We start from the raw sequence: 19181 nt of genomic DNA, 5'->3' as shown, positions 1-19181 counted from the left end.
CGCTGCCCGAGTGGCGGCCATACAGGTTAATGCAGCCGTCAGCCGCACCATGATTTGCCGACTACTCGTCACCCTCTTCCAAAAGCTGGTGAAGCAGTTCAACTGTTGCGTCCGCTCTGACAGGGTTGGGATAGTTCCGGTTGGCTAGGACGACGACGCCTATCTGCTCGGATGGTATCATCGCGACATAGGAACCGAATCCGTTGGTTGCCCCGGTCTTGTTGAGGAAGACCTCGCCGTCCAGGGCTTTCGCTGCACGATGCGTCATCGGTTGCGGCGTCATGACCATTTCTGCCGAATTGCCCGCTGCAAGTTCAGAAGTATTCACCGGCCACGGATACCCCTCCCAAATCATGGCCTGAGCATAGTGGACGGTATCGAATTCGGACACCCGCGTCCTGGCCAATGCCGCTGTTATTTCGTCATCAAGCGTGAGATTTCCGAGGTGAGCGTCAAGGAACCGGATCATGTCAGAAACCGTGGACTTGATACCATAGGCTTCGGCATCAAGCATACCGGGATTTACCCGGATCGGGCTGTCATCGGTTCGCGAATAGCCGAAGGCATAACGCCCCATTGCAGCTTCCGGCACGGTGATGAAGGTGCTGTCGAGGCCAAGACCGGGCAGCAGGTCCTCTTTGAGGGCGTCTTTGTATGATTTTCCGAACTGCTCTCCGGTGATCAGGCCGAGCAGACCAATACTGACGTTAGAGTAGGAGCGAAGAGATTTCGTGACTCCATCGGGCATCCAGGCTGCGAGATATGTCATCAACTCCTGATTGTCGGATATGTCATCCGGAACCTGTAAGGGCAGGCCTCCGGTAGCATGGGCAGCCAGATCATAAAGCGAGATCTTGTCGAAAGCACTGCCTGCTAGCGAAGGAAGCTTCGCGGATACAGGGTCCTGCAACGACAGCAAACCTTGCTCTTCCCCCAGAGCGGCGAGCGCGACGTTGAACAACTTGCTATTCGACCCAAGCTCGAAGATCGTGTCCGGGTCTACCGGGCGCGACGCCGCGCGATCGGCCAAGCCATCCGTGAAGACATAGGACTCTCCCTTGAACGTGACACCGATCGCGATGCCGGGAATGTCAAATTCCTCAATGACCGGGCGAAAGATCCTCTCGCTGATCTCCTGGAATTTCTGATCGGTCAGTCCCTGAGCATAAGCCGGGGCGGCGAGCATCGCAGCCGCGAAACCGAAAAGTCGAACGCTGGTCATAATCATCCTTGCCTTGCGTTTGGCCGGGCGCGATGCATATCGCCCCAGAACCATGAGAAAAACTGTATTAATCTCGTGTATGACGATCAAAATGGAGCGTCAAAATATCATTTCTTGCAGCTCCGTTTAGAAAAACTAATAGGAAAGCCGCGAGCGGAAACAACAAGGCGCCGACAGGAACAGAAGCACTGCGCCACTGACCAATGGTCACAAACATCTTCGCAGCCTCAATGCCTCAATGAGAAGCATGGCCATAAAAATTCACGAGACAGTGGGTTAGAGCAGTTTGCGTTTAATCAGGCTCGGTTCCGAATTGCGTCCCGCGGTGGCCGGGGGCGCTGCCCCCGGACCCCCGGGATATTTGGGTGAAGAAGAAGCGGGGAAAGTGAGTTCGATCAAGCGCAAATTGAGCTAGTTACTTAAGAAAGCCGCTGTTTTCTGGCCAGGGTTTCACTCGCGGCCTCGATACTCACCATGGTTCGCCACTATGTGAACTCGCTCATGGATGCGCAGCAGCCGGGTCGATGCCGTCACTCACCGCAGTTCGCTCGAAGGGCTGCTTCAGCGACACGGGCGGGCGTATAACCCGCCATCCCTCCCGTCAGGATCGGCAGAGCGGAAAGGGGCACGTTTGGCACAAATATCGGCTCGCGTGGCAGAATCTGTCACCTCATAGCGGCATTTGCGCAAAAGCGGTGTACACTCTGTGTACAGGTTGTGCACGCTCGGTGTACGCATGTCACAGCCCAAAGCCCAGCATTTGCTGGCCCGGAAACCCGCGCATGCGACAGTTTTGTCCTAGCAACGCACGCTACTGTTGCGCAACACCCACGGCCGTTCGTGAAACCCGCCGGTTCAGCGCGCTTTCAGCCCCTCGACCAGCGCGGTGAAATGCTCGCCCCGTTTCTCGAAATTCGGATACTGATCGAAGCTTGCAGCGGCCGGCGCAAGCAGCACCGTCTCGCCCGGTTCGGCCTCGGCATGAGCCTTCGCGACCGCCTGCTCCATCGTCTCCGAGATCTCATGCGGCGTCTGGCCGATCTCCAGCGCGAAATCCCGCGCCGAGTGGCCGATCAGATAAGCCTTGCTCACATGCTCCAGATAAGGGGTCAGCGCGGCGATCCCGCCATCCTTGCCAAGCCCCCCGGCGATCCAGCGGATACGCTCGAACGCCTGCAGCGCCTTGGCGGCAGCATCGACATTTGTTGCCTTGGAATCATTGACATAGCGGACGCCATCGATCTCGGCCACCAATTGGCTGCGATGCGGCAAACCGGCAAAACTGTGGAAGGCCGCCTCTATCTCGCGCGGGGCCAGCCCCACCGCCCGGCAGGCCGCATAGGCGGCGCAGGCATTCTGGTGATTATGCGCACCGGGCAGGCCCGCGATCCCGCGCAGATCGATCGATGCCACCTGCCGCCCCTTGCGATACTCGGCCAGGAACCCCTTGCGCACAAAGACCGACCACGCCGCGCGATCCAGCTTTTGCCCGGCCGAAACCCGGATCACCCGGTCATCCGAAGGCGCCGTCGCCAATTGTCCGGCAAGATACAGTCCCTCGGCCTCGTCGATGCCGATCACCGCGCGGTCCGGCCCGCCTTCCGCGAAAAGGCGGCGTTTCGCTGCGAAATAGCCGCCCGTCCCGCCATGACGGTCCAGGTGATCCGGCGTCAGATTGGTGAACACGGCAACATCCGGCGTCAGCGCCCGCGCCAGCTCGGTCTGATAGCTCGATAGCTCGATCACCACGACTTCGCCATCCTGCGCGGGTTCCAGCGAAAGCACCCCGGTGCCGATATTGCCCCCCATCTGGCTGGGCCGACCGCATTCCTCGAGGATATGGTGGATCAGCGCCGTGGTGGTGGATTTGCCGTTCGACCCCGTCACCGCGATCACCTTGGGCGAACGATCGAATTCGGCCCAACTGGCCTCGGCGTAACTGCGAAAGAACAGGCCGATGTCGTTATCCACCGGGATTCCAAGCGCATAGGCCCTGGCGATCACCGGGTGAGGGTTGGGGTATAGATGCGAAATGCCGGGAGAGGTGACCAGCATGGTGACGCCATGCCATGCCTCGTCCCTGGTCAGATCGGCGATGTGCAACCCTTCGGCCTCGGCCGCCTCACGAGTATCCACGCTGTCGTCCCACGCGATGACATTCGCCCCGCCCGCCTGCAAGGCCGCGGCGGTCGCCTTGCCCGAGCGGCCAAGCCCGAGGACGGCGACGGTCTGATCTTCTACGCCTTGGACAGGGATCATTACTTGCACCTTTTCAGCCCTCGGGCCGGGGGCGCTTCGCCCCCCGGACCCCCAGAGGATATTTACATGAAGAAGAAGCGTATCAGCGCAGCTTGAGCGTCGCCAGTCCGATCAAGGCAAGCACCAGCGCGATGATCCAGAAGCGGATCACGATCTGCGCCTCTCCCCAGCCTTTCTTCTCGAAATGGTGATGGATCGGCGCCATCAGGAAGACGCGCTTGCCGGTGCGCTTGAAATAGAGCACCTGGATGATGACGCTGAGCGCTTCGACCACGAAGAGCCCGCCGACAATGGCCAGCACGATCTCGTGCTTGGTGACGACGGCGATGGCACCGAGCGAACCGCCCAGGGCAAGCGAGCCAGTATCGCCCATGAAGACGGCGGCGGGTGGGGCGTTGTACCACAGGAAACCCAAGCCTCCGCCGATCAGGGCAGCGACAAAGATCAAGATCTCGCCCGTTCCCGGCACCTGGTGCACACCGAGATATTCGGTAAAGTCCACCCGCCCGACGGTATAGGCGATCACGCCCAGGGTTCCGGCAGCGATCATCACCGGCATGATGGCCAGGCCGTCCAGCCCGTCGGTCAGGTTCACCGCGTTGGCGGCGCCGACGATCACGATCATGCCGAAGGGGATGAACAGCAGGCCGAGATTGATGAGCGCATCCTTGAAGACCGGCATGGCGAGTTGCCCGCTCAGTTCGGCCGGATGCAGCCACATGGCCCAGGCCGAGGCGATGAAGGCCAGCGCCAGCCCCAGCCCCATCCGCAGCCGCCCAGACACGCCCTTGGTATTGTTCTTGCTGACCTTGGCGTAATCATCGGCAAAACCGATGGCGGCGTAACCCGCCGTCACCAGCAGCACGATCCAGACATAACCATTGTCCAGCCGCGCCCAGAGCAGGGTCGAGACGAACAGCGCCGCGAGGATCAGGATACCGCCCATTGTGGGTGTCCCGGCCTTGACCAGATGCCCTTCCGGGCCGTCATCGCGGATCGGCTGGCCCTTTTTCTGGACCTTCCGCAGATAGCTGATCAGCGGGCTGCCGAAGATGAAGCCGAAAATCAGCGCAGTGAAGAAGGCGGCGCCGGCGCGAAATGTAATATATCGAAACAAGTTGAAGAGGTCGCCCCCTTCGGAAAAACTGCTCAACCAATAGAGCATCGCTTACCCCTTCTGTTGCGGCGTGGGCCTTTGCCCTGATTGCCGGAGCGCGTCAACCACCGCCGACACTTTCGAGGATTTCGATCCCTTCACCAGCACGATATCGCCGGGCGCGACCAGATCCATGGCGTTCACGGCGAGTTCGGCGGAGGACTCGGCCCAGGTCCCGCGTTTTCCCGCTGGCAAGGCATCGTAAAGATGCCGCATCAGCGGGCCTGCGGCGTGAACCAGATCGATCTTCTCCATCGCCGGATCATCGGCCATGGCACGGTGCTGTGCGATCTCGTCGGGCCCAAGTTCCAGCATGTCGCCAAGAATCGCCACGCGCCGCCCCGCCTGCAACCCGGCCAGCATCGCCAAGCCCGCCGCCAGCGAGGTCGGGTTGGCGTTGAACGCATCGTCAATCAGGTGGATGCCGCCCAGATCCTCGACCGCGCCTCGGCCTTTGGGTGGCTGCCAATCGGCGAGGCGCAGGGCCGCCTCTTTCACATCGGCCCCGGCAGCGCCAAGCGCGGCAAGCACGCCGACCGCGTTCAGGGCGAAATGGGTGCCGGTGGTTTCCAGCGTAAAATCAATCGTTTCCGCGGCAATTCTTGCGCGGCATTTCAATTGACCGTCCTCGGGCTTCGTATGTACCAGCCGCGCCATGCCCTCGCGCCCGAAGCCCATCAGGATTGCCCCCGCCGCATCGGCGTGATCGCGCAGGATCGAAGTCACGGACAAGCCTTCGGGAATGATCGCGGTGCCGATCGCCTCGAGCCCTTCAAAGATCGCGCCCTTCTCATGCGCGATGCCTTCGATGGCACCGAAAGCCTCGAGATGCGCGGCGGCGACCGTGGTGATCATGGCGACATGCGGGCGGGCCAGCCGGGCGAGCGGCGCGATCTCGCCCGGCTGGTTCATGCCAATCTCGATAATGGCGAAATCGCTGTCGCGCGGCATCCGCGCAAGGGTCAGCGGCACGCCCCAATGATTGTTGTAGCTGGCCTCGGCGGCATGGATTCGCCCCTGCCCGGACAGCGCCACCCGCGCCATGTCCTTGGTCGAGGTCTTGCCGACCGAGCCGGTGATGGCAATGACCTTGCCCGTCATGCGCGCCCGGCCGGCACGACCCAGATCCTCCAGCGCCGGCAGAATCTCGGGCACGATGAGCAGCGGCGCATCCTGCGGCACATCCTCGGGAATGCGGCTGACAAGGGCGGCGGCGGCCCCCTTCTCCAGCGCCTGCGCCACGAAATCATGGCCATCGCGGATATCCTTGAGCGCAACGAAAAGATCGCCCGGCCGAATCGTCCGCGTGTCGATGGAGACACCGGAAGCCACCCAGTTCCCCTGCGCCCGCCCACCGGTCGCGGCGGCAGCATCTACTGCGGTCCAAAGGCTCATATGCGGCCATCCAGCGCGGCGACAGCGACCGAGGCCTGCTCGGCATCATCGAAAGGATAGACATCCTGTCCCACGATCTGGCCGGTTTCGTGCCCCTTGCCCGCGATCAGCAGGGCATCGCCGGGTTGCAGCGCGTCCACGCCACGCAGGATCGCCTCTGCCCGGTCCCCGATCTCGGTTGCCTCGGGCCCTGCCCCTTCCATGATAGCGGCGCGGATCGAGGCCGGATCCTCGCTGCGCGGATTGTCATCGGTGACGATGGCCACATCGGCATATTGCCGTGCGGCCTCGCCCATGAGCTTGCGCTTGCCCCGGTCGCGGTCTCCGCCCGCACCAAATACCACGATGATGCGGCCCATCACATGCGGGCGCAGCGATTGCAGGGCAGCGATCAGCGCGCCGGGCTTGTGGGCGTAATCCACGAAGACCGCCGCGCCATTGTCGCGCTGCGCCGCCAGTTGCATCCGGCCCCGGACGGTCTGCAGCTCGGGCAGCACCGCGATGATCGCCTCCGCCGCACCGCCCGTCGCTAACGCGAGTCCCATCGCAGCCAGCACGTTCTCGGCCTGGAAACCGCCGATCAGCGGCAGGCGGACCATATGGGTCTGTCCCATCACGGAAAAACGCAGATCCTGACCGGTGGCGTCGTAGCGTTGGCCGAGGATGCGCAGCATGGCGTCATCGCCCGTGCCAATCGTGGTCAGCGCCAGCCCCTGATCCTTGGCGATATCGGCCATCCTGCGGCCATGCTCGCTGTCGATATTGATGACCGCCGATTCGCCATCTTCGAGAATATAGTTGAAGAGCAGCGCCTTGGCCGCGAAATATTCATCGAAATCCGCGTGGTAGTCCAGGTGGTCCTGGCTGAAATTGGTGAAGGCGCCCGCCTCGACCCGCACGCCGTCGAGCCGCCGCTGATCCAGGCCGTGGCTGGAGGCCTCCATCGCGGCGTGGGTCACGCCGGCCCCCGCCGCCTCGGACAGGACACGATGCAGGGTCACCGGCTCGGGCGTGGTATGGGCCAGCTTGGCATGGTAATCGCCCTCGACCCCCATGGTGCCGAGGCTGATCGCCTGATAACCCAGTGCCTGCCAGATCTGGCGGGTGAATGTCGCCACGCTGGTCTTGCCCGAGGTACCGGTGACGGCCACTACATGTTCGGGCTGCGCCTCGAACCACAGCGCCGCAGCCCCGGCAAGCGCCGCACGCGGTTCCTCGGCCACGATCACGGCACCGTCCCAATCAGCGAAGGCTTCGGCCGCCATCCGTGCCCCGGCGCGGTCGGTCAGCACGGCCCCTGCCTCCATCCGCAGTGCATAGGAAATGAATTCGGCACCATGCACGGTCGATCCCGGCAGGGCGGCAAAGAGATGCCCCGGCTTGACCGTTCGGCTATCGACCGAAATTCCGGAAATCACGGGATCGCGCCCGTCTCTGCCTCGCAGCCCAAGCTGCGACAGTTTCTTCGACGCCCGACTCACCGTTTCACCCGTCATTTGTTCGAAACGAGCTTTACCGCATCCGTCGCGCCCTGTTCAACATGCGCCATAACCTTGGGAGCGATCCTGGGCAGGATCACGTCGCTCTTGGCCTCCAGCCCCAGAAGCGGCGCGAGACGGCGGACAAGTTCGGCCGCGACGGGAACGGCAGTCATCCCGGCGGTGCGGCTCTCGCCGCCACCTGTCGAGACCGACGGCTCGTCGAGCGATACGACCAGCGCATATTTGGGATTGCTGGCGGGAAAGACCGAGGCGAATGTCGCCACGACCTTGTTGTCGTAATAGCCGCCGCTCGGACGCGGCTTGTCGGCGGTGCCGGTCTTGCCGGCGATCTCGTAGCCTTCGACCTCGGCGCGACGCGCCGTCCCCCGCGTCACCACCTGCCGCAACATGCTGACCGCCATCTCGGCCGCACGCGTTGACAGGACCTGCTCGCCTTCGGGGCGCTTGCGGCCATGCACCAGCGTGGGCGTCACCTTCTTGCCGCCATTGGCAACAGTCGCATAGGCCGCTGCCAGGTGCAGCGGGCTGGCGGCCAGGCCATGGCCGAAGGCGACCGTCGCAGAGGTCACGGCAGGCCAGCGTTTCGGCACCAGCGGCTGGCCGGTCGGCGCCTCGACCATCTCCACCGGGGTCGGCGCGAAGAAACCGAGTTCCTTCAGGAATTCCTTCTGACGCTCGGGGCCCACCATCTGGGCGATCCGCACCGTACCGACATTCGAGGATTTCACGATGACGTCGGTCGCGCTGAGCTGCGCCCCGTAATTGTGGAAATCATGGATCAGGTATTTGCCGATCTTCATCGGGCTCTTGGAATTGATGCCGCTATTGGGATTGATCAATTTCAGATCCAGGGCCTGCGCGACCGGAAAAATCTTGAAGGTCGAGCCAAGTTCGTATTGTCCCTGCACCGCGCGATTGAACAGCGGGCTGTCAGAGGGATCGCCCTGCAGTAACGGACGAGGCCGGTCATTGGGATCGAAATCGGGCAGGCTCGCCATCGCGACGATCTCGCCGGTCTCGACTTCCATCAACACCCCGGCCGCTCCCTTGGCGTTCATCAGTTTCATGCCCGAATCGAGCACCCGCTCCATCGCCGATTGCACGGTCAGGTCAATCGACAGCGCCAGCGGCGCACCTTCGTTCGCGGGATCGCGCAGCCAGCCATCGAAAGCCTTCTCGACCCCGGCGACGCCCAGAACCTCGGCACTGCTTACGCCCTCGTTGCCGAAACCCGAGCCACCGAGGATATGGCTGGCTATGCGGCCATTCGGATAGACCCGCATCTCGCGCGGGCCGAACAGCAAGCCCGGCTCGCCCAGATCATGGACCGCCTGCATCTGCTCGGGGCTGATCTTGCGCTTGATCCACATGAACTTGCGCTCGGAGGTGAAATCCTCGGTCAGCTCTTCCAGATCGAGATCGGGAAAGATTTTCGCCAATCCCTGCGCCGAGCGGACCGGGTCGACCATCTGGTGAGGATGGGCATAGAGCGAATGGGTCAACAGGTTCATTGCCAGCACCCGCCCGCGCCGATCCGTGATATCGGCGCGCTGCGACATGATCTGCGCACTCATGACCTGGGCACGCGGCTCGCTCGGCTCGCTCGACGCCAGCGCGCCCATGCGCACGCCTACGGTAGCAAAGGCCAGCACGAAGCAGCTCGCCATCAGGATCAGACGGCCCTCGGCGCGGCGCCGGGCCTTGTCCTGGATTTGCTCATGCCGCATCCGCCGGTTCTCGGCCTCGATCTCGTCGGGATTCTCGCCACGTTCACGCGCGCGAAGAATGCGGGCCAGAGGGCGCAATGGGGTGCGGATCATGGCTGTTCCTCGTTGGATACGGCATCAGCATCGGCCCGACCCATTTCCGGGCGCGATGGCGGACGGACGGGGGGCGGCTTGGGGTAATCGACGTTATCAAGATCAACGAAATGGTCCGGCTCGAGCGGCACGAGCTGCAGACGGTCGAAATTCAGATCGACAAGCTCGCGCAGGCGAGTGGGCCGGTTCAGATAGGCCCATTCGGCCCTCAACACGCCCAGCTCCTCGCGAAGTCCGGCGATCTCGCGCTGGACATCGCTCATCTCGCTCATGGCGGCCTGAGTTCGGTAATTCTCGCGATAGGCCCAGAAGGCAAGCCCCATCACCACCAGAACACATGTCAGGTAAACGATGGATTTCATCGCTTGCCCCCCTTGCCCGGCAGTCTCGGCATGGCCAATCCCGCCTCGTCCGGATCCGCGGCGGGCGCATCGGTACGGATGGCCACGCGCAGTAGGGCGGAGCGGGCGCGGGGATTGACCTTCATTTCTTCCGCATCCGGTCCGATCGCCCGGCGGAACGGCAAGGTGAACGCGGCCGGCGCGGCCTCGACGGCCGGGGCATAACGGCTCCCGCCGCCACCGCTGCTTGCGCGCGCCTGCATGAAGCGCTTGACGATCCGGTCCTCCAGCGAATGGAAACTGACCACCGCAAGCTTGCCACCAGGCCGCAATGCGCGCTCGGCGGCAGTGAGACCATCGACCAGTTGCCGGAATTCGTCATTCACCCAGATCCGGATAGCCTGGAAACTCCGCGTCGCCGGATGGCTCTGTCCCGGCTTGGCACGCGGCAGGCACGAGGCCACCACCTCTGCCAGTTGCGCGGTCCGGGTCAATGGGCGCGCGGCCACGATCGCGTGGGCGATGCGGCGGGAGGCACGCTCCTCACCGTAATGATAGAGGATATCCGCGATCACCGCCTCTTCCGCCTCGTTCAGCAGGTCGGCGGCAGAAGCACCCTCCTGCCCCATCCTCATGTCCAGCGGCCCGTCACGCAGAAAGGAAAAGCCTCGCTCGGCCTGGTCGAGCTGCATCGAACTGACCCCCAGGTCCAGCACCACGCCGTCAAGCGGCTCTCCGGCCAGCCTGTCGAGATCGGAAAACTCGCCTTCGACCAGTCGCAACCGGTCGCCATATTCACCGGCCCAACCACTGGCCATCCCGAAAACCGCCGGATCGCGGTCGAGGCCGATCACGCAGCCCGCTCCGGCCTCCAGCAGTCCGCGCGCATATCCGCCGGCGCCGAAAGTGCCGTCCAGCCAGGTGCCTGAAACAGGAGAAACCGCCTTGAGAAGCGATTTCAGCAGGACCGGGACATGCGAAGCATCCATCGCCTAGCCCTCGTCCGGATCGACATCGCTCAGGAATTCTCGCGGATCGAATCCCGGTCCTTTCGAAGCGGTGAATTCCTCGAGTTCCTCGATATCCTTCGGCGGCGAATCCGGGTGATAGACCTTGATGTAGTCGCCATGCGAAGCAAATACCGTCTCGGCCCCCTCGGCCAGTCCCAGTCTTTCCCGTAAACGCAGCGGCAGGACCAGTCGTCCCTCGCGGTCGATTTCAAGATCGGTGGATTGGCCGTTCATCAACTGTTCGAGCCAGCGGCGCTCTTTGCTGCCGCGGGTCAAGCTGTCGATCTGTTCGTCGATCTCGTCGGCGGCCTCGATGGTGTATAGCTCGATCCAGTTCCACCAGTCCGGGCCATAAACGGCGACGATCTGCGTGCGGCCGGTGTTCGAGGTCGAGAAGGAAGGGTCGCCCGCATCGAAGACACGCCGCATCTTGGCCGGGATCGACATGCGACCCTTGCCATCCAGCTTGACGTGTTCGGTGCCTCTGAACTTCCGCGCCACCTGCTTGCCGTCCTCACTGTCCGTCTCTTTCGCCCGCCCGAAAGAGAAAGGCGGATCGGGCCGCTGCCACTGCCCGATCCGCCGCCCTCGTTCCCATTGTCTGGGCCCCTTGCGGGGTTGCCCACCCTGTCACGCGCCACCTTGGGGGTTGGTGCTGCTCGCACGCGCGGGCGGATCAATTTGGAAAACGGGTGCCTGTATGAAGCCTGCTTCGCCTTCGCGGGGTCTTGATGCCCCTTCACTGCCCGTCTTCGTGATTACGTTGTGACATGGGAATTCATGGGAGGCAACGGAATTTTGCGCTTTCTTAACGAATTTTATTTGAACTTTTTGGTTCATCAGCGTAATAATCTGCCAACAATCCGCCCTAATAATCAACTATTGGGACACAAGAGCCAACCAACCACAACATATGGCATTTGCCTTGGTGTGGCAGAAAATCCCAGACCTCCCTGCATTGCTTTGAAAAAATCGGCCTGGAAGCATATGATTCACGCCAAATCCCATAGTAATCACGCCGAATCACGGGCGCGGGAGGTATGCTCCACCACCTGATTCCATGAATTCCCAGAATTCCCATTCTATCCCAGAATTGCCGAACACGCCCCCGCCGAACATGATGAGCCAACCAGAGAGAGGCCACTGAATGGCCCAAACCCGGAATCATGCGGTTCGGAGGCTACGCTGAGCCAGTCACTCAGGATGCCGACCTTGCGTCAGCCGATACCACCCTTCACCAGCCGATCGGCCAGCCGCGCATAGGCTTGCGCGGTCGCGCCATCGCCGAGCGCCACCGGCTGCCCGGCATCACCCGCCAACCTGACGTCCAGTTCCAATGGCAATTCGCCAAGGAAGGGCAGGCCGAGCGCCTCTGCCTCGGTCGCAACGCCGCCATGACCGAAGAGATGAGCTTCCTCGCCGCAGCTTGGGCAGACATAGCTCGACATGTTCTCGATCAACCCGAGAACCGGCGCCTTCAGCTTGCGGAACATGTCGATGGCCCGACGCGCGTCCAGTAGTGCCACATCCTGCGGCGTAGAAACGATAAGCGCGCCGGTCACCGCCGCCTTTTGGCAAAGGCTGAGCTGCACATCGCCGGTGCCGGGCGGCAGGTCGATCAGCAGCACATCCAGCTCGCCCCAGTTCACCTGTTGCAGCAATTGCTGGATCGCGCCCATCAGCATCGGGCCGCGCCAGACCACGGCCTCGCCTTCCTTCAACATCAGCCCGATGGACATCACCGTGACTCCGTGGGCATGCAGTGGCTCGATCCGCTGACCGTCGGGACTGGCCGGGCGGCCCGACACACCCATCATCCGCGGCTGCGAGGGGCCATAAATATCGGCATCCAGCAATCCGACCTTGCGGCCAGCCTTGGCGAGCGCGACCGCGAGATTCGAGGTGACGGTGGATTTGCCAACTCCCCCCTTGCCCGAGCCAATGGCGATGATGTGACGCACGCCGGGAATGGATTGCGGCCCAGCCTGGGCGGTCGGATGGCCACCGACCTTCAGAGATGGCGCCCCCCCATCCGCAGGGGCAGCGGGCTTCGCCGCCGGGGCGGTCATGACGATGTGAACCTGCTCGATCCCCGGTAAAGCCATCAGGCGGCGCTTTGCCTCTGCCTCGACCGGAGCCAGTTCGCGGGCGGTCTCGGCATTGTCGACCTCCAGCACGAATCGGATGGTGCCGTTCTCGACAACAAGCGCGCGGACCAGATCGGCCTGCTCCAGTGTCTTCCCCCCCGGAAGGACGATTTCGGAGATTTCCCTTAGGACAACTTCGCGGTCTACGGACATATTATCGGCCTTGTATCTGGATCCCCCAACAACATGGTGTATCCGGCACGGCGCAGCAACCACCCCGCCGCAACCCGGCCTATCCCCCACCAAACATCGCGGAACAAATCGTTTGCAGTCGCAGCATTAGCGCTAAAGACAAATGCGCTCGCCTTTTTCGATCACATTTCCATGAGGTTACAACCCCAGGCTTACGTGCCAGTCATGCACCTGCTGCATGGCAGCATTGGCAAAAGGGAGGATTGTGCAACTGCAGCATAAGGTCCATCTTAATCCCAACGAAGCACCGGGCCATCCGGGCCGGGTGCCAGACGAGACGAACGAAAGGAAACATCATGGCTGTTATCGCTCAAGCACAGAATGCCGCCGCCGAAACCGGCCTGCGTGGCCGCCTGCTGAACGCGGTTCAGCGGATGCAGGAAAACCGCGCACGCCGTGCGGTCTATCGCCAGACACTGCGCGAACTGAACGCATTGACCACCCGCGACCTTGATGATCTGGGCATCAACCGCTCGATGATCACCCGCCTGGCCCACGAAGCGGCCTACGGCAAGTAAGAATTCGCTTCCCCGACCCTTCTCCTCCTCCCTTGGGTTCGGGATTTGGCGGCGCCCTCCTCTCCTCCTCCCCGGAGGGCGCCGCCCAAAGTTAGCTCCGCAGCCCTTCTCCTCCTCCCTGGGCTTACGGATGCGAGCGGCGGCTCCTTCTCCTCCTCCCTAGGGAGCCGCCGCACAAGATAGCCGCCCTGTTTAGCGGCAAGACCATACGACGGGCCTTTCTCCTCCCTCCCAGCTCGTCGTTTGCGGTGACGCCTACTCCTCCTCCCGGGCAGCCACCGCACCCCATAGCCGCCTTATTTGCGGCAAATCGATACGACGGGCTTTCTCCTCCTCCCTAGCCTGTCGTGTGCGGTGCCGGCCTCTCCTCCTCCCTGGCCTTCACCGCAGCCCATACGCGGCCCCTCCTCCTCCCTGGGCCAGCGTTGCGCGGCGGCGCCCTCTCCTCCTCCCTGGGCGCCGCCGCATTTTTTTTGCACAGCGCCCTTCCCGATCAAGCCAGACAGGTCTATTGCCGAGGCATGCTCAGCTATCAGCACGCCTACCACGCGGGAAATACCGCCGATCTGCACAAGCACGCCCTGCTTGCCGCAGCGCTGGATTACCTGACGCGCAAGGACAAACCGCTGACCTATCTGGAAACACATGCGGGGCGCGGATTATACGACCTGAATAGCCCCGAAGCGGCAAAAACCGGCGAGGCGCAAGCCGGCATCTTCCGGGCCGAAGCAGAAGGCTGGCTGGCCCCGGACCACCCCTTGCTGCGCGCTCTGCAAGATATCCGAGCCGTGCATGGCAGGACCGCCTATCCCGGCTCCCCCCTTATTGCCGCGCATTTCTTGCGCCCCGGCGATCGCGCCCACCTGGCCGAACTGCACCCGACGGAACATGCAGCCTTGTCGCAGGTGTCGGGCTTTGCCACGATCCATCGCGAGGACGGCTTCCGCATGGCGCAGGCTGTCTGCCCGCCGACGCCAAGGCGCGGCATGCTGCTGATCGACCCAAGCTATGAAATCAAGGCCGATTACGACTCCCTGCCCCGGATCATCGGCCAGATTGCCCGAAAGTGGAATGTCGGCGTCATCGCGCTCTGGTATCCGATCCTCGCCGACGGGCGCCACGAGACCATGACCGGCGCTCTCCGCACCGCATATCCCGACGCGCTGATCTCGGAAGTCGATTTTCCGCCTGCCCGACCGGGACACGCGATGATCGGATCGGGAATGTTCATCCTAAATCCGCCTTGGAGCCTCGCCCAAGAGGCCGCGCGGCTTGAAAAGCTCTTCCGGCAACTGCCCTGACACGCGGCGGGGGATTCCCCTGCCCGCCCGCATATGGCATGATCAGCGCAAAACATAACGGGCAGTCTTTCATGTCGCAGCGTCTATCGATCAGTGCCAGTATCTTTTTCATACTGATTTTTGCACTGGGCCTATATTTCGCCTTTGCCGCCGTGCAGGGGCCTTCGGGGATCCTGCGCCGGGTTCAGGTGGAAGCCGAGACCGAGGAGCTGATCGCCGAGCGCGACCGGCTGCGAAAAGAAGTCGGCCGGATGCAGAACCTGACCCATCGCCTGTCGGATGAATACCTCGATCTCGACCTTCTGGACGAGCGCGCGCGCGAGGTTCTGGGCGTGATCCGCCCGGACGAAATCATCATCCAATAGCCCTTTCCGGGCCTGTGGGTTTCCCGCATTGCACCCTCCCGCGCGATACGCTACGGATAGTTTAACGCTGAACTATTCCGAACCAGCACCCAGGAGGAAAGCCCCGCATGGCCAGGAAACCCGCTGCCAGCAAGTCGGCGCCGTCCAATACTTCCAAGGACGAATTGCTGAAATACTATCGCGACATGCTGCTGATCCGCCGATTCGAGGAAAAGGCAGGCCAGCTTTACGGCATGGGCCTGATCGGTGGCTTCTGTCACCTCTATATCGGCCAGGAAGCCGTCGTCGTCGGCCTCGAGGCCAGCTCGAAAGAAGGCGACAAGCGTGTCACCTCGTATCGCGATCATGGGCACATGCTGGCCTGTGGCATGGACCCGCGCGGCGTGATGGCCGAGCTGACCGGCCGCGAGGGCGGCTATTCCAAGGGCAAGGGCGGCTCGATGCACATGTTCAGCCGCGAAAAGCATTTCTATGGCGGACACGGTATCGTCGGCGCCCAGGTGCCACTTGGCGCGGGGCTGGCATTCGCCGATAAGTACCTGGGCAATGACAATGTCACCTTCACCTATTTCGGTGACGGCGCGGCCAACCAGGGCCAAGTCTATGAAACATACAACATGGCCGAGTTGTGGGACTTGCCAGTGGTTTTCGTGATCGAGAACAACCAGTATGCCATGGGCACCTCGGTCAAGCGCTCGACCAAATCCACCTCTCTGTTCGGTCGCGGCGAAGCCTTCGGCATACCGGGCGAACAGGTTGACGGCATGGATGTCCTGGCGGTCAAGGCCGCCGGAGAAAAGGCCGTCGCGCATTGCCGCGCGGGCAAGGGCCCCTACATCCTTGAAATCATGACCTATCGCTATCGCGGCCACTCCATGTCCGATCCGGCCAAGTACCGGACCCGCGAAGAGGTGCAGAAGATGCGCGACGAACGCGACGCCATCGAGAATGTTCGCGAGCTGCTGCTGCAAGGCAAACACGCCACCGAAGACGAACTCAAGGCCGTCGACAAGGAGATCAAGGATATCGTGAACGACTCGGCCGAATTCGCCAAGGAGAGCCCGGAGCCCGCAGCGGAAGAGCTGTGGACCGATATCTATGCCGAAGAGCTGCCGCAAGGCTCGGCTGAAGAGCACGCGTAAGGGAAGGGACGACGAATATGGCAACCGAGATCCTGATGCCCGCCCTGTCGCCGACCATGGAGGAAGGCACGCTGGCGAAATGGCTGAAAAAGGAAGGCGACGAGGTCAAGGCCGGCGACATCATCGCCGAGATCGAAACCGACAAGGCCACTATGGAATTCGAGGCGGTCGATGAAGGAACGCTCGGCAAAATCCTGATCGATGAGGGCACCGAGGGCGTGAAGGTCAACACCCCCATCGCCGTCCTGATCGAGGAAGGCGAAAGCGCCGACGATATAAAAACCTCTGCCTCTCCCGCGTCTGAGCCAGAGGATGACAAGGGCGGCCATCCCAATGATACCGGCCAGACGATCCAGCGTGCCGAAGCTGCGCCCGTAGCGAAGCAGGCTGACCGTAGCCCCGATTGGCCCGAAGGCACGAGCATGAAGACCATGACCGTCCGCGAAGCCATTCGCGAGGCCATGGAAGAAGAAATGGACCGCGACGACACCGTCTTCCTGATGGGCGAAGAAGTCGGGGAATACGAGGGCGCGTACAAGATCAGCCAGGGTTTGCTGGACAAGTTCGGACCGCGCCGCGTGGTCGATACGCCAATCTCGGAAATGGGCTTCACCGGCATCGGCACCGGGGCCGCGCTGGCCGGGCTGCGCCCGATTGTCGAGTTCATGACCTTCAACTTCGCGATGCAGGGCATCGACCATATCATCAACTCGGCGGCCAAGACGCTCTACATGTCCGGCGGGCAGATGGGCGCACCTATGGTGTTCCGCGGCCCGAACGGTGCCGCCGCCCGTGTAGGCGCCCAGCACAGCCAGGATTATTCCGCATGGTATGCCGCCATTCCCGGCCTCAAGGTGGTAATGCCCTATACCGCCGCCGATGCGAAGGGTCTGCTGAAGCAAGCGATCCGCGATCCGAACCCGGTGATCTTCCTCGAAAACGAGATCCTCTATGGTCGCAGCTTCGAGGTTCCGGATCTGGAAGACTTCACCATCCCCTTCGGTAAGGCCCGTATCGCCCGCGCGGGCAGCGACGTGACCATCGTCAGTTTTGGCATCGGCATGACCCATGCACTGGAAGCCGCCGAGAAGCTGGCCGAGGAAGGGATCGAGGCCGAGGTGATCGACCTGCGAACCCTGCGCCCAATCGATTATGCCACGATCATCGAATCGGTCCAGAAGACCAACCGCTGCGTGACCGTCGAGGAAGGGTTCCCCGTGGGCTCCATCGGCAACCATATCTCGGCCCATATCATGGAGAACGCCTTCGACTGGCTGGACGCCCCGGTGATCAACTGCACCGGCAAGGACGTTCCCATGCCCTATGCCGCCAATCTTGAAAAGCACGCCCTGATCACCCCGGCGGAAGTTGTCGAGGCGGTGAAGAAGGTCACCTACAAGTAAGGAGCAAGCGAGATGCCGACAGAAATCCTGATGCCCGCGCTTTCTCCGACCATGGAGGAAGGCACGCTGGCCAAATGGCTGGTGAAAGAGGGCGACGAAGTCAAATCCGGCGACATCATCGCCGAGATCGAGACCGACAAGGCGACGATGGAGTTCGAGGCCGTCGACGAGGGGACCTTAGGCAAGATCCTCGTCGAGGAAGGCGCTGCCGGCGTCAAGGTCAATACGCCCATCGCGGTACTGCTGGAGGAAGGCGAGAACGCCGACGATATCGCCGCCGCCAGCGCCCCGGCACCGGCCAAGACCCAAGCCGCCCCTGTTGCCGAAGCCCCAAAGGCAGAGGCCAAACCTGATCCCGCCCCCGCGCCTGCGGCACCGAAATCCGCCTCGGGCGACCGCATATTCGCCTCGCCTCTCGCACGGCGCATCGCCGCCGAGAAGGGCATCGATCTGGCCTCGATCGAGGGCTCCGGCCCGCGCGGCCGGATCGTCAAGGCCGATGTCGAAAGCGCGAAGCCTGGAGCCGCCCCGGCCAAGGCCGAAGCTGCCCCGGCACCCGCTGCCGCCGCCCCGCAAGGCCCCTCGGCGGATGCCATCGCCAAGATTTATGCCGATCGGGAAACCGAAGAGGTCACGCTCGACGGTATGCGCCGCACAATCGCGCAGCGGCTTGGCGAAGCGAAGCAGACCATCCCGCATTTCTACCTGCGCCGCTCGGCCAAGCTGGACGCACTGATGAAATTCCGCGGCGATCTGAACAAGCAGCTTGAAGCGCGTGGCGTGAAGCTGTCCGTTAACGACTTCATCATCAAGGCTTGCGCGCTGGCCCTGCAAGAGGTGCCGGATGCCAACGCGGTCTGGGCGGGCGATCGGATCATCAAGCTGAAACCTTCGGATGTCGCGGTCGCCGTGGCCGTCGAAGGCGGTCTCTTCACACCTGTCCTGAAGGACGCGCAGCAAAAGACGCTGTCGGCCCTGTCCTCCGAGATGAAGGACCTCGCCAACCGCGCCAAGAACAAGAAGCTCGCCCCGCATGAATATCAGGGCGGAAGCTTCGCCATCTCGAATCTGGGCATGTTCGGCATCGAGAATTTCGATGCGGTCATCAACCCTCCCCATGGCGCGATCCTTGCCGTGGGTGCGGGCATCCAGACTCCGGTGGTAGAGGAAGACGAGGTGGTGATCCGCAATGTCATGTCGATGACCCTCTCGGTCGATCACCGCGTCATCGACGGCGCGCTTGGCGCCCAATTACTCGAGGCCATCGTCAACCATCTGGAAAACCCTATGGGCATGCTGGCCTGAGGTCGAAACACAGATTCGGCACAAGAAAAGGGGGCCTTGCGGCCCTCTTTTTCTTTGACAGCCAGACCCACCTGCAATTCGATGGTCCCGGAGTGATCTCCGC

The 19181-nt window shown here is 62.5% G+C and carries 16 protein-coding genes; 6 read left to right on the top strand and 10 right to left on the bottom strand.

All coding sequences use genetic code 11. From position 1 onward, the window contains the following. Positions 1-61: 61 nt before the first annotated feature. The 10 genes from ampC to JHX88_RS04400 form a co-directional block, all read right to left on the bottom strand. Complete coding sequence (gene ampC, locus JHX88_RS04445; protein WP_272848186.1) at positions 62-1312, bottom strand: class C beta-lactamase; 1251 nt, start codon at positions 1310-1312, stop codon at positions 62-64. A 765-nt stretch (positions 1313-2077) separates the two neighbouring features. Next, a complete protein-coding gene (gene murD / locus JHX88_RS04440) occupies positions 2078-3481 on the bottom strand; it encodes a UDP-N-acetylmuramoyl-L-alanine--D-glutamate ligase (RefSeq protein WP_076525617.1) in 1404 nt (467 codons plus the stop codon). Between the two features lie 82 nt (positions 3482-3563). Beyond that, positions 3564-4646, bottom strand: coding sequence for a phospho-N-acetylmuramoyl-pentapeptide-transferase (mraY, locus tag JHX88_RS04435; RefSeq protein ID WP_076525615.1), 1083 nt, complete (start codon positions 4644-4646; stop codon positions 3564-3566). A gap of 3 nt (positions 4647-4649) precedes the next feature. Continuing rightward, positions 4650-6032 carry a UDP-N-acetylmuramoyl-tripeptide--D-alanyl-D-alanine ligase gene (locus JHX88_RS04430; RefSeq protein WP_076525613.1) on the bottom strand — a complete coding sequence of 461 codons (1383 nt, stop codon included), beginning with the start codon at positions 6030-6032 and terminating at the stop codon, positions 4650-4652. Next, positions 6029-7528: a UDP-N-acetylmuramoyl-L-alanyl-D-glutamate--2,6-diaminopimelate ligase gene (locus tag JHX88_RS04425; RefSeq protein ID WP_076525611.1), complete on the bottom strand. Its 1500-nt coding sequence runs from the start codon at positions 7526-7528 to the stop codon at positions 6029-6031. The genes JHX88_RS04430 and JHX88_RS04425 overlap by 4 nt, the downstream gene beginning before the upstream one ends. After that, positions 7525-9354: a peptidoglycan D,D-transpeptidase FtsI family protein gene (locus JHX88_RS04420; RefSeq protein ID WP_076525609.1), complete on the bottom strand. Its 1830-nt coding sequence runs from the start codon at positions 9352-9354 to the stop codon at positions 7525-7527. The genes JHX88_RS04425 and JHX88_RS04420 overlap by 4 nt, the downstream gene beginning before the upstream one ends. After that, positions 9351-9716 (bottom strand): cell division protein FtsL, encoded by a 366-nt coding sequence (ftsL, locus tag JHX88_RS04415; RefSeq protein ID WP_076525607.1) that lies wholly within the window; start codon positions 9714-9716, stop codon positions 9351-9353. Before ftsL ends, JHX88_RS04420 begins: the two co-directional genes overlap by 4 nt. Beyond that, positions 9713-10684, bottom strand: a complete 972-nt coding sequence (gene rsmH, locus JHX88_RS04410) for a 16S rRNA (cytosine(1402)-N(4))-methyltransferase RsmH (RefSeq protein ID WP_076525605.1) — start codon at positions 10682-10684, stop codon at positions 9713-9715. Before rsmH ends, ftsL begins: the two co-directional genes overlap by 4 nt. A 3-nt stretch (positions 10685-10687) precedes the next feature. Further along, positions 10688-11206: a division/cell wall cluster transcriptional repressor MraZ gene (locus JHX88_RS04405; protein ID WP_076525603.1), complete on the bottom strand. Its 519-nt coding sequence runs from the start codon at positions 11204-11206 to the stop codon at positions 10688-10690. 716 nt (positions 11207-11922) lie between these two features. Next, the gene (locus tag JHX88_RS04400) at positions 11923-13005 is read right to left on the bottom strand and encodes an Mrp/NBP35 family ATP-binding protein (RefSeq protein WP_076525601.1); all 1083 of its coding nucleotides are present in this window, start codon (positions 13003-13005) and stop codon (positions 11923-11925) included. A 335-nt stretch (positions 13006-13340) separates the two neighbouring features. Here JHX88_RS04400 and JHX88_RS04395 point away from each other — a divergent pair, with 335 nt between their 5' ends. The 6 genes from JHX88_RS04395 (at position 13341) to JHX88_RS04370 (ending at position 19078) form a co-directional block, all read left to right on the top strand. Beyond that, positions 13341-13562: a DUF1127 domain-containing protein gene (locus JHX88_RS04395; protein ID WP_084203083.1), complete on the top strand. Its 222-nt coding sequence runs from the start codon at positions 13341-13343 to the stop codon at positions 13560-13562. A gap of 521 nt (positions 13563-14083) precedes the next feature. Then, positions 14084-14863 carry a 23S rRNA (adenine(2030)-N(6))-methyltransferase RlmJ gene (gene rlmJ, locus JHX88_RS04390; protein ID WP_076525599.1) on the top strand — a complete coding sequence of 260 codons (780 nt, stop codon included), beginning with the start codon at positions 14084-14086 and terminating at the stop codon, positions 14861-14863. A gap of 71 nt (positions 14864-14934) precedes the next feature. Then, on the top strand, positions 14935-15228 hold the full coding sequence (locus tag JHX88_RS04385; protein WP_076525884.1) for an FtsB family cell division protein: 294 nt from the start codon (positions 14935-14937) through the stop codon (positions 15226-15228). 107 nt (positions 15229-15335) lie between these two features. Beyond that, positions 15336-16370, top strand: coding sequence for a pyruvate dehydrogenase (acetyl-transferring) E1 component subunit alpha (gene pdhA, locus JHX88_RS04380; RefSeq protein WP_076525597.1), 1035 nt, complete (start codon positions 15336-15338; stop codon positions 16368-16370). A gap of 17 nt (positions 16371-16387) precedes the next feature. Continuing rightward, positions 16388-17773, top strand: coding sequence for a pyruvate dehydrogenase complex E1 component subunit beta (locus JHX88_RS04375; RefSeq protein WP_076525595.1), 1386 nt, complete (start codon positions 16388-16390; stop codon positions 17771-17773). A 12-nt stretch (positions 17774-17785) separates the two neighbouring features. After that, positions 17786-19078: a pyruvate dehydrogenase complex dihydrolipoamide acetyltransferase gene (locus JHX88_RS04370; protein WP_076525594.1), complete on the top strand. Its 1293-nt coding sequence runs from the start codon at positions 17786-17788 to the stop codon at positions 19076-19078. Positions 19079-19181: the final 103 nt, after the last annotated feature.

Source organism: Paracoccus saliphilus, from assembly GCF_028553805.1.
Classification (GTDB): Bacteria; Pseudomonadota; Alphaproteobacteria; order Rhodobacterales; family Rhodobacteraceae; genus Paracoccus; species Paracoccus saliphilus.
The sequence above is the reverse complement of the archived record's forward strand: the minus strand, read 5'-3'. Positions and strand labels throughout refer to the sequence as shown.